Below are 14,494 nucleotides of genomic sequence, written 5' to 3' on the forward strand. Positions count from 1 at the left end.
GATTACTCCTGGTCGGTCACCGCGCCGGTGCTGGCCGAGCTAACCAAACGCGCATACTTAGCCAGCACACCCCGTGTATAGCGGGGTTCTGGCTGCTGCCAGGCAGCGCGGCGGCGCATCAACTCTTCATCGGAGAGGTCAACGTCGATGGTATCCGCTTCGGCATCAATGGTGATGGTATCGCCATCTTCCACCAGCGCCAGCGGGCCGCCGTCAAAAGCTTCCGGTGACACATGGCCGACCACAAAACCGTGACTGCCACCGGAGAAGCGTCCATCGGTAATCAGCGCCACATCGTTACCCAAACCACGGCCCATAATCGCCGAGGTCGGTGTGAGCATTTCGCGCATACCGGGACCACCTTTCGGTCCTTCATAGCGAATCACCACCACATCGCCGGCAACTACAGTGCCATCGTTAATGCGCGCCTGGGCCTCTTCCTCGGAGCCGAACACCCGCGCAGAACCAGAAAACCGAGTACCCTCTTTGCCGGTAATCTTGGCTACCGCACCTTCCGGAGCAAGGTTGCCATAGAGCATGCGCAGATGGCTTTCGGTTTTAACCGGATTGCCCAGCGGTGCGATGATCGGCGGCTCGGCAGGATAAGGCGCGACCTCGGCCAGGTTCTCTTCCAGCGTTTTACCAGTGACGGTCAAACAGTTGCCGTTGAGCAGACCCGCGTCCAGCAGGATCTTCATCAGCGGCTGAATACCGCCAATCGCCACCAGTTCGCTCATCATATAGTGGCCGCTGGGGCGCAGGTCAGCGAGTACCGGCACACGCTTACCAATCTCGGTAAAATCGGCCAACGACAGCTCAACGCCAATGGTGCGCGCCATGGCGATCAGATGGAGCACTGCATTGGTAGAACCGCCCAGAGCAATCACCACAGTAATGGCGTTCTCAAACGCTTCCCGGGTCATAATATCGGAAGGTTTGATATCGTCGGCCAGCAGCGCCAGCACCGCCTCACCCGCCGCTTTACAGTCGTCGCGCTTCTCTTGAGAGATGGCATTTTGCGCCGAGCTACCCGGCAGGCTCATGCCCAAGGCTTCAATGGCCGAGGCCATAGTGTTGGCGGTGTACATGCCACCACAGGAGCCAGGGCCAGGGATCGCCGTTTCTTCGATGTTCTTAAGCTCGATCAGGTCGATATCACCACGGGAGTGCGCGCCCATGGCCTCGAAGACCGAAACGATATCGGTATGCCCCTTGCCGGGCATAATGGTGCCGCCATAGACGAACACGCTGGGGCGATTCAAACGCGCCAGCCCCATCAGGCAACCGGGCATATTCTTATCGCAGCCACCAATGGCCACGAGGCCATCAAAGCCTTCACAACCGGCGACGGTTTCGATGGAATCGGCGATTACTTCCCGCGATACCAACGAGTACTTCATCCCTTCGGTGCCGTTGGCAATACCATCGGAAATGGTGATGGTATTGAAAATCACACCCTTACCACCGCCCGCATCGGCGCCATCGCGGGCAAATTCGGCCAGTTCATTAATATGGCTATTGCACGGCGTCACCATGCTCCAGGTAGAAGCAATCCCCACCTGAGGCTTTTTGAAATCTTCGTCGTTAAAGCCCACGGCGCGCAGCATGGCGCGGCTGGCGGCTTTGCCGGGGCCATCGACCACTTGGGAAGAGTGGCGGCGGGAGTTTTGCGATGACTCGCTCATTGGGGATTCCTCTTTGCTTGGCTCACAGTATCCGCATAGCTTGGCGATATATATCGCATCCCGCAAGATGATTAACTCCTGACATCATAGCGTTCCCCCATCGTTTCTTTGCTTTTGATTAGGCGTCAACCAAAGTTGACACTCGCAGAACTGCCAACTATAGTTATCAATATGGTCGAGTTGATTAAAACCGATGTCTTCGATAGATGGCTACGAGAGCTTCGCGATATCCGTGCCCGCGCCAAGGTTGAAGCGGAGATGTGAAGCCGGTCGGTAAAGGCGTTTCTGAACTGCGAATTCCTTATGGGCCAGGCTACCGCGTCTATTATATTACCAAGGGGCCTGTGATCGTGGTGCTGCTATGCGGTGGTGATAAAACCAGTCAGCCCCATGATATCGAAAAGGCCAAAGCCATTGCCGCGCAATGGAAGGAGTAACCCCATGACCGTTCCTAATGTTACTTTCAGTCACTACGATACTGCTGATTATCTTCAAACTGAGGAAGATATTGCGGCCTATCTTGATGCAGTAATGGAAGAAAATGATCCTGCTCTTCTTGCCGCCGCACTTGGTGATATCGCCCGTGCCCGCAACATGAGCCAACTCGCCAAAGACGTTGGAATGAGCCGGGAAGGGCTCTATAAAGCTCTTTCGGGGGAAGGCAATCCTGCATTTTCGACCATCAGCAAGGTCGCTAATTCCTTGGGAATGCGCCTATCTATTAAACCGCTATCGCGGCCAGAAGCGGGCAGCTAGGACGGCCTAGCGAGCATCGCGGAAAACGATTAACTTATGATACCTAGCTCTACAACATGACCTCTGTCTTAAAAGAAGATCAAAATAAAACAATTACTGCCAGGAGCGCGCGTTGTGGGGCAAATCACCTTTCGGATCATAGACCTCTAGACTATCGTATTCTGTTAACGTTTCGGTATAGAGGACAAGATTAGTACCTGAAGCATGTGCCAAAGAAGGAAACAGTATTCCTTTAACACCTTGCTCCAACGCCATATCGCCTAGTAACCAGCTAGGCGGCTCAATACGCTGATTAAACCAATACTTACGCCAGTCACAGTTAAGCTCTTGCCAGAGGCTATCCCATTTCGAGTTATAGCCTGATCGAAAATCGATAATAGTCGTCACGCTGACCGTATAGCTAACAATCAGCCCAGGTGGCATTAATGCAGAAAGCTGTTTGTACTCCGCTAACGCTGTTTGCTCCTCTAGCGACAAGTATAATGCATCGACGCCAACTCGGTTTAGCCTTCCTCCATGCTCTCTCGCTCCAGCCCCACTAGTAGGCGAAAATGCCCAGCGCGGAACATGTACACGGTATGCCTGAGTTTTCAGCTCCGGCAGCACTATCATCCCGCTACACCTGCTTGCAGCGCCTGAACATAGCGCAACAAGTCTTCTGCGCGCCCTTCACTTACGAGTTGCTCGGGTGTTTTATAGTCAAATGCGCTAAGCGGCTCGTTGCGAAACCAAAACAGAGCGTCATGAAAGTCACCATTAATATCCGCCGCTGCACCGAGCACACGAAGTGCATCACGAAGATAACGTTGAAGTTTTTCTGCCCCCTGAGCACGTGAGATCGTCGTACGATGCACGTGCGCTTGACTAGCAAGCGTTTGGATATCGATGCTCAATGCACTGGCAAACAACTTCGGGTTAATCAGTGGGTGGCGATCTTCTCGAGCAGCGCCCTTCAAATCAGCCAAAAACCGCTCAAACGAATCAGGCACCAGATACCCGGATGACTCATTAAGGGATTCTTTTACAGTGTCAATTGCCATGGGCAACCTCCTGCTACGCTTATACAGCCAATATGCAACTCATATGCATCGTATTTTCATCATAGCAAATCTAAAGCAGGACGCTAGGGTTTCAAGCTTCAGAACTAAACTTATGGCACCATACACTTAACCTCTCCGCCACCGCCGTGAAGGAACCATCCATTAAGGAACACCGTGCATGTCTGCAAACTCGCCACTTTCACAAACGCCGCTAACGCCGGGCTTTATGGTAGTGCATGCCAATCGCCTGGAAGATTTGCGCGGCTTGGCGGTAGAGTGGATGCGTCTCCATCCGCTCGGCCCGCTGGAGAATGAGACCATTCTGGTGCAGAGCAACGGTATCGGGCAGTGGCTGAAGCTGGCGCTGGCTGAAGACCAGGCCCAAGGCGGCGCAGGTATAGCGGCGGCACTCAACGTCACGCTACCTGCGCGTTTTTTATGGCAGGCCTACCGCACGGTGCTGACGCAGCTGACCCATGACGAGCAGGCAGTGCCCGAAACCTCGCCGTTTGATAAGTCGCGGTTGATATGGCGCTTATTGCGCCTACTACCCAGTCTAGCCGAGCAGGAAGCGTTCGCACCGCTGGCGCGCTTTTTAGAGGTCGACCGCGACCAGCGCAAGCACTACCAATTGGCCGAGCGGTTGGCGGATCTGTTCGATCAGTATCAGGTGTATCGTGCCGACTGGCTGGACGCCTGGGCGAAGGGCAACGATGTGCTGATCACCGCCCGTGGCGAAGCCCGCCCGCTGGAAGAACACCAGCTGTGGCAGCCAGAGCTGTGGCGCGCACTACGCGATGATGTGGCTAATAATCTTGGCGATGCAGGCCTTAACAGCAGCCGCGCCCAGGTGCACAGCCGCTTTCTGGAAGCCGCCGTTCAGCTTGAAGGCCAGGACTGCCCACACGGCCTGCCCCGGCGGCTGATTATTTTCGGCATCTCCTCGCTGCCGCAACAGACATTAGAAGCACTGGCGGCGCTATCGCGCTGCTGCCAAATCGTGCTCTGCGTGCACAACCCCTGCCAGTTCTACTGGGCGGATATTATCGAACACAAAGACCTGCTACGCGCGAGCCGCTACCGCCAGCGGCGCAAGGCAGGCATGCCCGATGCGTTAGATGTTTTGGGCACTGGCGACGCCAGTGATGCCCTGCACCTGCACGCCCAACCGCTGCTGGCCGCCTGGGGCAAGCAAGGACGCGACTACCTGCGCCTGCTCGATGAACACGACGATTCGGGCAACTACCAAACGCTATTCGAGCAGCAGGCGCTGCGCATCGATATGTTCGAGCCGTTTAGCGATGGCGAACACAGTTGCCTGCTCAGCCAGCTCCAGGACGATATCCGCGAGCTGCGCCCGGTAGCAGAGACCCAAACCCACTGGCCCGCCTTAGACCCGGCCAGCGACGCCTCTATCGTGTTTCATATCGCCCACGGCCCCCAGCGGGAAGTGGAGATTCTTCACGATCAACTGCTCGCGGCCTTCAGCGCCGACCCAGACCTGCGCCCGCGGGATATCATCGTCATGGTGCCGGACATCGACCGCTACGCGCCGCATATTGAAGCCGTCTTCGGCCAGTACCGCTCCGCTTTCAGCAGCTATGCGTTTAACGCCCGCCCCGACGACCCGCGCTACATTCCCTATACGCTGTCGGATCAGGCCAGCCGCCACCGCCTGCCGCTGATGATTGCGCTGGAAAAACTGCTGCGCCTGCCGGAACTGCGCCTCTCGGTAAGCGACCTGTTAGACCTGCTGGAAGTCCCCGCGCTGCGCACCCGTTTTGGCATTGATGAGCACGACCTGCCCACCCTCAGCCGATGGATCGAGGGCGCGGGTATCCGCTGGGGACTCAATGCCGAACAGCGCACTCGGCTGGATCTACCCGAGGGCCTCACCCAAAACACCTGGGCGTTTGGCCTGCGCCGCCTGCTGCTGGGGTATACGGTAGGCAGCGCCGACGCTTGGCAAGGCATCGAGCCATTCGATGACATTGGTGGTCTGGAAGCCTCACTGGCAGGCCCGCTGGCGAGCCTGTTGGAAAAGCTGGAAAACACCTGGGAAACGTTCTGCCAGCCCACTGATGCCGCCACCTGGGTGGCCCGGCTGCGGGAGCTACTGGAAACCTACTTCCTGACCGACGACGCCCAAGAGAGCGTCATGCTCACCAAGCTGGAAACCGCGCTTCAGCAGCTACTGGACAGTACCGAAGAAGCCGAGCTTTTTGACCCAATGCCGCTCTCCATGGTGCGTGAACACTGGCTGGGGCAAATCGATGAGCACAGCCTCTCCCAGCGGTTTCTTGCTGGGGCGGTAAACTTCGCTACCCTGATGCCGATGCGGGCGATTCCCTTCAAGCATGTGTGCCTGCTGGGCATGAACGACGGCGAGTATCCGCGTTCCCAGCCGCCGATGGACTTCGACCTGATGGGCAGTGACTACCGACCCGGTGACCGCTCCCGCCGCGAAGATGACCGCTACCTGTTTCTGGAAGCACTGCTCTCTGCCCGCCAGCAGCTCTACATTAGCTGGGTCGGCCGCAGCCAGATCGACAACAACCCAATGCCACCCTCGGTGCTGGTGGGCCAACTGCGCGACCATTTGGCAGCGGGCTGGCGAACGCAAACCGGCGAGCCGTTGCTGGAAGCCCTGACTACCGAGCACCCGCTGCAACCATTTAGCCGCCGCTACTTTACCGAACACGCCAGCGACTCCCCCGCTCAAGCTAGGCTCTTTACTTACGCGCATGAATGGCACGCCCTACACGTCCCGCGTAGCGAAAGTACCCAAGGCTCAAAAGCACCTGAGCTTAAGGCGGACAGGGAACAACAGAACACCTTAACTCTGGCCCAGCTAGGCGGCTTTCTGCGTGAACCGGCCAAAGCGTTTTTCAATAACCGGCTAGGGGTCTACTTCGAGCAGGAAGAACTCACTCAACTGGATGTAGAGCCCTTCACCCTGGACGGGCTACAGAACTGGCAACTACAGGATCAGCTAATCGCCGCCCAGCGCCACGCCGTGGATAACGGCCAGCCGCGTATCGAAGCGCTGCATGCGGCACTGGAACGCTTTAAAGGCCAGGGCGTGCTGGCCGTAGGCGCCTTTGGTGAACGGATGCGCGAAGCGCTGGCGGAACCGATGGAGGCGCTGTTTGATGCTTACGAAGACGCACTGCAAGAGTGGCCCCACGCAGTAGCCGCACCACAGGCGGTGCATGTTGTTGAAGAAAGCATTGTTGAAAGAGCTCAAGGAAGGGTAACACTGGAAGACTGGCTGGGAGAGCTTCGCCAGGATAGTGAAGGCAACCGCTGCCGGCTGCTACTGCTCAGCAGTAGCCTGGTCAGCCAAGGGCGCGGTCGTGGCCAGTACCGCTGGCAGCACCTGCTCCCCCCCTGGGTCGCCCACTTGGCGGGCAACATTGAGCGGCCGATGACCACCCAGCTACTCTCAAAAGCGGGCCATGTACGGCTGGAACCGCTAGACGCCGAGAATGCACACTACCAGCTACAAAACCTACTCAGCGCCTGGTGCGATGGTATGCAGGCCCCGCTACCGCTGGCCCCCCAGGCAGCTTTCGCTTGGCTCGCCAAGCTGGGCACTCCCGAATCAGAACCCGACAGCGACGCCTACGCCGCCGCCGAAACCGCCTACGAAGGCGGCCGCTTCCAAACCGGGGAAGTCGCCCAAAGCGCCTACCTTTCCCACCAATGGCCTAGTTTTGAGCGACTGTTTAACGAGCGCGCCCTAGGGCATAGCTTCGTCACGCTGACCGAGGCGCTCTACGCGCCGCTGCACCGTTCGGTCAAGGGGTGACTTAACGTTACCGAACCAGGAATAAACGATCAGCGAAAGCAACCAGCCTTTGGCTAAATAATCTGCCCATTCAGCGACAATACCCGCTTCGCCAGCGCGATCATTTCCGGGTCGCCGGTGTTCTTTTCCGCCACGTCGGAAAGCTTGATCACCGGCAGCCAGCCCTGCCCTTCGGGGCGCGCCTCGACCATCTTGATCACCATATTCATCGGTTCAGCGCCCACATCGTTGGTGAAGTTGGTGCCGATACCGAACGCCATACCGATACGATCCTGGCAAAAAGCCTGGATCCGCTCGACCTTCTCCGGTGTTAGCGCATCGGAGAAGATAATCGTCTTGCTCAGCGGGTTAATCCCCAGGCGCTCATAGTGCTCTATGGTCTGGGAGGCAAACTCGATAGGGTCACCGCTATCATGGCGAACGCCATCGAACAGCTTGGCAAACTTCTTATCGAAGCTGTCGTAAAAGGCCCGTGAGGTAAAGGTATCCGTTAAGGCGATCCCCAGATCACCGCGATACACATCCACCCAATGTTCCAGCGCCAGGCTATTGGCCATTTTGAAACCGAAGCGGGCACCGTGGAACATAAACCACTCGTGGGCGTGGGTGCCGATCGGCTTGACGCCGTGGCGCATGGCCATCAGCACATTGCTGGTACCACTAAACGCCTCGCCGCCGTGGTGGCTAAGCGCGCCAACCACCCGGTCGTGAACGTCAGAAGAGAAGCGCCGCCGGGTGCCAAACTCAGCAATTTTCAGCCCCAAGCGGCGATAGAGTTCGATCTTCTCCTTGGCACGCTGCTCAATCTTCGCATCGGCGTCAGGTGTGATCGTTACGCCACGCAGCCGATACCACAGCTCGCTGATCAACGCCATCAGCGGCACTTCCCACAGAATAGTGCGGTACCAGGGCCCTTCAATGATCACCGAAAGTTCACTGCCCTGCTGCTCGACGATCACTTCGCTGGGGTTGTAATGAAACCCGGCAAGGAAATCGAGATACGTCGGGTCGAGATAAGGGCACGTGATTTCGAGATAGCGCTTCTCGCCATCGCTCAATCGCAGCGATGCCATCTTATCGACTTCGCGGCGAAGTTCGGCGCCAAAGCCTTCAGGAAAAGCATGCTCGCCACGATTGATAAAGGCGTAGCGCGCATGGGCATACGGAAAGCGTTTGATCACGGCGTTCTGCATCGTGATCTTATAAAAGTCATTATCCAGCAGCGATGTCAGCATGAGATCCCATCGTTAGAGTGAACCGAAGCCGCCGGTAGCGTAAACTAAAATGCACCTAAAGTGGCTCGGCAATAAGATTATCAGGTGGCGGGGCTGTCATACAGTTAAGGAGCTGACTTCATGCGTATTACTCAAACACATCGCGCGATCATTCTCTCCGGGGTGGAAGAGTATATTGATGCTGATGTGGAAGTTCTTGTCTTCGGTTCACGACTTGATGATACCAAGCTAGGCGGCAGTGTGGATCTATTGTTGACCTCCAAGACAGAGATCTCCGAACTTTCTTGCGACGAACTTAAAGGCATATTGGAAGAGTATCTTAAGCTGCCGGTTAACATTATAACCTATGATCCGTCCGATGAACCAAGCCCGCTCCAGGAGAAAGCCTTAGCTGAAGCTCTGCCTATTGATTAAGTAGCCGAGACTCATTCAGTCAGGACTAGACTTTAACAAGCAGGAGCTGTCTTCATGCGTCTTACCCAAGCACAGCGCGCCGCCATTCTTTCAGGCGTGCACGAATTCATGGGCACAGATGTCAATGTTCATGTGTTTGGCCCGCGTCTTGATGATGCAAAGCGAGGCGGCGATGTGGAGCTACTGTTGATCTCCCAGACAACGATTCCGCTGCTTGCCAGCGCCGAACTCAAAATGGCACTCGAACAACGCCTCCAACTGCCTGTAGATATCGTGACCTATGACTCGACGGCTGAACCCACACCCTTCCAAGCAATCGCCTTGGCACAGTCGAGCCCGGTTGAAAGTGAGGAAGCGGCATGAGTCAGGACGTTCTTAAAACCAGCAATATATTAACAACGCTCATAAAGCGTGCAAAATGGCAATATGCCAGTTTCAGGGTGGCAGTTGATGTACTCAAATGGCACGCCCTCGGTTAACAGGAAGACTTCATGCCAGGTCACCACTTCACGCTTTTTGCCATACTCCCTATTCTTCGCGATGGCATGGTCATAAATGGCTTTATGGGTAGGATGTGAACTGGCCCAGCTTTCCATCTCCTCCAAAGAAGCAAAGTAAGCATGTACCGAGGTTTCGTAACGCTCGTCACCATTATCATCAAGGTTTGACATGACCCTCAAGCAGAGCGTGCCCGTTTCCTCCTTATGGTCGAGCAAGTACTGCATACCTTCCATCAATTTGGGGCGTAATGACTCCTCGTAGTCGTCAAACTGTTCCTGCTTCGCCTCCCCCCAATACTGACCGGATCGAATCGAGGTCAGGTTATGAGGCACTTGAGCAAACAAACGTCGCCCAAGTGTCGTTTTGCTACCCGGAGCAGGCATCTTCACCTTAAAGGTGCTCGAGAGTGGATCCACCGCAGAGACCGGAAAGCGGTCACGGGCAGCGCCAAAATAGCCGTTGGTAGTCATGGGAACCACCTTGGTGTCAGGACAACGCCCCAACCCTATTAGATAATTACCTTCTGAGTAGATCGTTTCATGACGGTCATAGTGGACGTGGATGGTCTCCCGCCAATAGCCGAACGTATCGTCAGTGCGCTGTGGCTGTGCCAGCCACTGGATAAACGCAGCATCCCGCAACCACTCCATATAGACCGAAGGATCGGTCCAGTAAGCGACCAGCACCGCATTGGTGTAGCCCGCTTCATCGGTAAAGCGCAGCGTTTCGTGGGCTTCTGCCGCGGAGTCGATAACAAAGGAGTCTCTGATACGGCTGAAAAACGCCGCCTGGTCATCCCAGGCAAGCTCGCGCCCCTGGATGCCAAAATAGACACAGCAGAGTCGATTGACCGGCCGTGTCCAGCGCAATGTATAGCGGGGGGCCGCCGGCTCATGACCGGGTGGCCGCCGCTCGGGTACCACTCGGGGGTAGTCGATATGAAAAGTCATGGCAATACTCCATCTCAACGATGGCTGATCCAGTGGAGCATGAAACAGCCATCGGATGAGTTGATTTCACAGCAAGCTTAAACGTGATCAGTCACTTCTTACCGGCGACTTCGCTTCTGTATCCACATGCAGGCTGAATACATCCGGGCGGGCATAGTGTCCGACCGGGTCGAAATCGAGCTTGCTGCGTACGATGACGTCCTGGGAGACCTCGGCATAGAGGATGCCCTCCTCGTTAAACAGCGGGCCGGCAAGAACTTCTCCCATGGGACTTACGATCATGCTCGCGCCTCGCATCAGTATCGTTTCCGGCTCACTCGCCGGTGCCAGCAGGCAGTCATAATCGTCGGGAAAATCGCCCCTAGTCAGATACTGGCAGGCGCTTAACACATAGCAACGTCCTTCAAGAGCGATATGCTGCATGCTGGCCAGCCACGTATCACGGTCATCAGCGGTGGGCGCGCAGTATACATCGACCCCCTTGCCATACATGGCCGAGCGCATCATGGGCATATAGTTTTCCCAGCAAATCACCGCACCCACCGTACCTGCACCGGTCTTGAAAACCGGCAGCGTCGAGCCATCGCCAAACCCCCAGATGATACGCTCACCGCCAGTAGGCATCAGTTTGCGATGTTTGCCCACCAAGCCCTGCTCAGGATCTATATACAGTACCGTGCAGTAGAGGGTATAGGCCGTACGCTCAATCACCCCCATGACCACGAAGACGTTATGTGCCTGAGCTGCATCGGTAATCAGGGTCAGCTCCGGCCCATCAAGGTCGATGGCGCTTCGGTAGTAGCGCAGAAACTCATCACGTCCCTCCTCGGTTCGTTTGCCTACCGGACTACCGAAGCTTGCACCCTTAGGGTAGCCCCCCAAAAAAGCTTCTGGAAAAACCACCACCGTTGCCTTTTTGGCGGCAGCTTCACTGATTAACCTTGCCCCCTTTTCAGCGGTCAACATAGGGTCAAAGGGATGGGATCCCGCCTGAACGACGGCGACTTTTTTAGTTGATTGCATGAGCAGTTACCTTTTGCGTAGGTTGCTTGCCATAGAGCTGAGCGAACAGCGCATGGTAGTCATTGTCGCCATTCACTGGCGCAGCCTGGGTAAAGCGACTAACAACGGCCACCAACAGGCCATTGACGATGATCGCGCTGATACCCGGGCCAAAGAACAGCGTGAAATCGGTAGCAGCACTCACGAACAGTGTGATGACGCCCGCCACCATCCCGGTTAACGCCCCAGCGGGAGTAATCCAGCGGAAATAGAGCATCCCCAGCGCGGTGGGTACCAGCTGCAAGCCAAGGCTGAAGCCCAGGGAGGCGACGGGCACCAAGTAGCCAGCCCCGGAAGGGCTAAGGGCAAGCACCAGAACAATGCTGGTGATCAGCCCAATGACCACCTTATTGACCAGCCGCAAACGCTTTTCACTCATCTCTTTATCGAAGAACCTGCGCCATACATCCTCAGCCACCAGGCTTGCCGAAGAGAGCAATTGGCTGTTGATGGTAGAAATGGCAGCGGCAAGGATACCGGCGACCACAAAGGAGCCGAGAATGGGTGCATATTCAGCAAAGATCAGGGGCAGAATCGCATCGCTATTGTCTGCCGCCCCTGGCACCAGCCCAGGAATGTTGGCAGAAAGGCCTATCACCAGCGGAATGCAGGCCATCATCCAGGAGTTCCAGAAAGGGGTGAACATGGCCACCTTGCCCAACACTTTCGCTGAATGCGCCGAGTAGAACTTCTGCCACATGTGGGGCAACGCCCAGGCGCCAAAACTCAGCCCGACCCATAACTCCAGCATGGCCACCGGATTGCCTTTATTCGTCAATAGCTGTGGCTCGACTTCGGCCACGTTCTGCAGGAACGACCAGCCGCCCGCTTTACCGATGATGAAGACCGCCGTGAACACCAGTACCGTGGCAAAGAATGTCCCCATAAAGGCATCCGCCCATGCGGTGCCCCTGAAACCCGCCCAGAGCACGATAAAGCCGACCACCACCGAGGTCACGATAACCCCAACGGCATAGGGGATAGCACCGCCGGTCAGGCTTTCCAGGGCACGGGCACTGCCCGTTACCTGAATCAGCATCACCGGAACCAAAGCGATGATACCGACAATGGAAAACAGCAAACGAAGCGTGGGGCTCGAGTAGTAGTGCTCTACCATTTGCCCAGGAGTAATGAAGTTAAAGCGTTTACCGATATACCAAATGCGCGTGCCAAACAGCCAAATAAACACACTGCCCTGAATGATCGCCCAAGTGGTAAAACCCGCGAACCAGATCCCTTCCCGATAATAGACACCGAATGAACCCAGCAGCGTCCAGGTAGAAAAGTAAGTCGCTCCCATGGACATCAGCAGCAGCGCGGTATTCATGGAGCGCCCACCCACGACGTAATCGTCAATGGTCGACGCATTATGCTGCCGGGCACGCAGCGATATCACGACAAAGATAGCGATGAACGCGATCAGTATGATGATAGTGACAGCGGTGCTATTCATGCCCGCCCTCCTTACGTTCAAATGCATCAATACGTTCAGAGAGTGGCTTGAAGTAGAGTGGATAAAGTGCAATGGCACAAAGTGTCAGCACTATATTACAGGTCAATACCCAGGCCAGAGGCAGAGATAGTGGGCCTACCCACACCAGTTCATTGAGAATATTAAAGTAGGGAAGCCAGCTTCCGATAAGTGCCAATATAAGCACTAACCAGAACAACTTCCGATTCATTCCTGTCAACATTTAAGTCACCTTTAAGCGTAGAGCCAAAGCCAACATCTCTTTTTAGCTTTACTTGTTAGTTTTATAACAAACCGTGTTGAGCAAGCGTCTCGAATTTCCTTAAGCTATATTTACAGACCTGTTTACAGACACATATTTATACAAGCCTTCACATAGCTTACTGAGCTCACGATTGTCGCTATCAAGAGATACCCAAGTACTGCATTGCAGTAAGGTAGAGGATAGGAAGGGCCAGGGTATGAGAAAAACGCTATTGTTAGCACGACTCGTTGCCGAAAAGTGAACACCTATCTACATTATTGTTTTAATTAAAAAACAGGGAACCAACATGCAAATTTCAATGTTCAAGTACTTTTTGGCTGTCGCGGAAACGGGGTCGATACGCCAGGCGTCACTCTCCCTTCATGTCAGCGCTTCGGCCATTAGTCGCCAAATACAGAACCTTGAGCACAGCTTCCAGACAACGCTGTTCGATCGCTGCGCGGATGGGATGCTGCTTACGGAAGAAGGCAGGGTTCTGGCGCTCCACATGCAGCGCACCATGCGTGAAATGGAGCTGGCAAGAGCCAAAATAGCCGATATACACGGATTGACGGCAGGCACGGTGAGGTATGCCACTATCGAAGGCGTTGCCAGGGCCTGGCTGTTCCCTGCCATTGCAGAGTTTCAAAAAGCCCATCCACTCGTCGAATTCAAAGGGCGTATTTCAGGGGCAGAGGCCGTCTACCAGGCCCTTGAAAATGATCAGGTGGATTTCGGAATTACCATGCAAGATGACTTCTATCCTGATATCGGTATCGTTGAAAAATTCACGACCCAATTCAAGGCGGCCATGCCTCACCAACACCCATTGGCCAAGCATAGTACGTTGAACCTGAAAGACTTAACCTCTTACGAACTTACAATGCTCGATCCAACGTTTCATACTCGGCGAGCGCTTGATACCTCCCTGTTAAGGCTGGATCTTACCGCCAGGATTGGCTTCGAACTCGACCACATCGAGTTGATCAAGGTACACGTCATGCAGACCGGTAACCTCACCATATTACCCGACTACGCGGTGAGCCATGAAGAGAAGCACCAAACCATGGCCATTGTCGATATCGCAGAAAACGAGCTCCCCTCTGCGACGACGATCCTCTGTGTTCGCAGGGGACGTATATTGACTAAAGCAGCCGAGGCGATCATCAATAGCTTACGGGAACGCCCCATTACGCCGCCTTTATAACGACAAATAAAATATATAAAAGACGGCGGTCTCAATGACTAAGCCACGCCAGCTTTATATCTCTACTCAAGCACACTGGTTAAAATGCACTTTTTAAATTAAGAACCAGAACCTATTC

At 55.2% G+C, this 14,494-nt stretch carries 14 protein-coding genes; 6 read left to right on the top strand and 8 right to left on the bottom strand.

The annotated features are described in order from the left end of the window. Window positions 1-2: 2 nt before the first annotated feature. Window positions 3-1,685: a dihydroxy-acid dehydratase gene (ilvD, locus tag OM794_RS14660; RefSeq protein ID WP_226247072.1), complete on the bottom strand. Its 1,683-nt coding sequence runs from the start codon at window positions 1,683-1,685 to the stop codon at window positions 3-5. 260 nt (window positions 1,686-1,945) lie between these two features. On the opposite strand from ilvD, the gene OM794_RS14665 reads away from it, so the two are divergent. Continuing rightward, window positions 1,946-2,122, top strand: coding sequence for a type II toxin-antitoxin system RelE/ParE family toxin (locus tag OM794_RS14665; RefSeq protein ID WP_319001054.1), 177 nt, complete (start codon window positions 1,946-1,948; stop codon window positions 2,120-2,122). A 4-nt stretch (window positions 2,123-2,126) separates the two neighbouring features. Beyond that, the gene (locus OM794_RS14670; protein ID WP_226247073.1) at window positions 2,127-2,441 is read left to right on the top strand and encodes an addiction module antidote protein; all 315 of its coding nucleotides are present in this window, start codon (window positions 2,127-2,129) and stop codon (window positions 2,439-2,441) included. A 93-nt stretch (window positions 2,442-2,534) separates the two neighbouring features. Here the strand turns inward: OM794_RS14670 and OM794_RS14675 are convergent, their stop codons facing one another. Together OM794_RS14675 and OM794_RS14680 are read right to left on the bottom strand one after the other, a co-directional pair. Next, window positions 2,535-3,053, bottom strand: coding sequence for an RES family NAD+ phosphorylase (locus OM794_RS14675; RefSeq protein WP_226247074.1), 519 nt, complete (start codon window positions 3,051-3,053; stop codon window positions 2,535-2,537). Continuing rightward, on the bottom strand, window positions 3,050-3,481 hold the full coding sequence (locus OM794_RS14680) for an MbcA/ParS/Xre antitoxin family protein (protein WP_226247075.1): 432 nt from the start codon (window positions 3,479-3,481) through the stop codon (window positions 3,050-3,052). Before OM794_RS14680 ends, OM794_RS14675 begins: the two co-directional genes overlap by 4 nt. 178 nt (window positions 3,482-3,659) lie before the next feature. Between OM794_RS14680 and recC the strand changes: the two genes are divergently transcribed. Further along, window positions 3,660-7,292, top strand: a complete 3,633-nt coding sequence (gene recC, locus OM794_RS14685; RefSeq protein WP_226247076.1) for an exodeoxyribonuclease V subunit gamma — start codon at window positions 3,660-3,662, stop codon at window positions 7,290-7,292. A 53-nt stretch (window positions 7,293-7,345) separates the two neighbouring features. Here recC and pncB read toward each other — a convergent pair whose 3' ends face one another. Beyond that, window positions 7,346-8,527 carry a nicotinate phosphoribosyltransferase gene (pncB, locus tag OM794_RS14690; RefSeq protein WP_226247077.1) on the bottom strand — a complete coding sequence of 394 codons (1,182 nt, stop codon included), beginning with the start codon at window positions 8,525-8,527 and terminating at the stop codon, window positions 7,346-7,348. Window positions 8,528-8,647: 120 nt separating this feature from the next. On the opposite strand from pncB, the gene OM794_RS14695 reads away from it, so the two are divergent. Further along, window positions 8,648-8,941 carry a nucleotidyltransferase domain-containing protein gene (locus tag OM794_RS14695; RefSeq protein ID WP_226247078.1) on the top strand — a complete coding sequence of 98 codons (294 nt, stop codon included), beginning with the start codon at window positions 8,648-8,650 and terminating at the stop codon, window positions 8,939-8,941. Between the two features lie 54 nt (window positions 8,942-8,995). Further along, on the top strand, window positions 8,996-9,304 hold the full coding sequence (locus tag OM794_RS14700) for a nucleotidyltransferase domain-containing protein (RefSeq protein ID WP_226247079.1): 309 nt from the start codon (window positions 8,996-8,998) through the stop codon (window positions 9,302-9,304). A gap of 29 nt (window positions 9,305-9,333) precedes the next feature. On the opposite strand, the gene OM794_RS14705 is transcribed toward OM794_RS14700, so the two are convergent. The 4 genes from OM794_RS14705 to OM794_RS14720 form a co-directional block, all read right to left on the bottom strand. Further along, complete coding sequence (locus OM794_RS14705) at window positions 9,334-10,392, bottom strand: phenylacetaldoxime dehydratase family protein (RefSeq protein ID WP_226247080.1); 1,059 nt, start codon at window positions 10,390-10,392, stop codon at window positions 9,334-9,336. Between the two features lie 87 nt (window positions 10,393-10,479). Then, a complete protein-coding gene (locus OM794_RS14710; protein WP_009287628.1) occupies window positions 10,480-11,415 on the bottom strand; it encodes a carbon-nitrogen hydrolase family protein in 936 nt (311 codons plus the stop codon). Next, window positions 11,402-12,907, bottom strand: a complete 1,506-nt coding sequence (locus OM794_RS14715; RefSeq protein WP_226247081.1) for a sodium:solute symporter family protein — start codon at window positions 12,905-12,907, stop codon at window positions 11,402-11,404. The genes OM794_RS14710 and OM794_RS14715 overlap by 14 nt, the downstream gene beginning before the upstream one ends. Continuing rightward, window positions 12,900-13,148 carry a hypothetical protein gene (locus OM794_RS14720; RefSeq protein WP_039859658.1) on the bottom strand — a complete coding sequence of 83 codons (249 nt, stop codon included), beginning with the start codon at window positions 13,146-13,148 and terminating at the stop codon, window positions 12,900-12,902. Before OM794_RS14720 ends, OM794_RS14715 begins: the two co-directional genes overlap by 8 nt. A 328-nt stretch (window positions 13,149-13,476) precedes the next feature. Here OM794_RS14720 and OM794_RS14725 point away from each other — a divergent pair, with 328 nt between their 5' ends. Next, window positions 13,477-14,376 carry a LysR family transcriptional regulator gene (locus tag OM794_RS14725; protein ID WP_226247082.1) on the top strand — a complete coding sequence of 300 codons (900 nt, stop codon included), beginning with the start codon at window positions 13,477-13,479 and terminating at the stop codon, window positions 14,374-14,376. Window positions 14,377-14,494: the final 118 nt, after the last annotated feature.

The sequence above is a fragment of the Halomonas sp. BDJS001 genome (assembly GCF_026104355.1).
GTDB lineage: Bacteria > Pseudomonadota > Gammaproteobacteria > Pseudomonadales > Halomonadaceae > Vreelandella.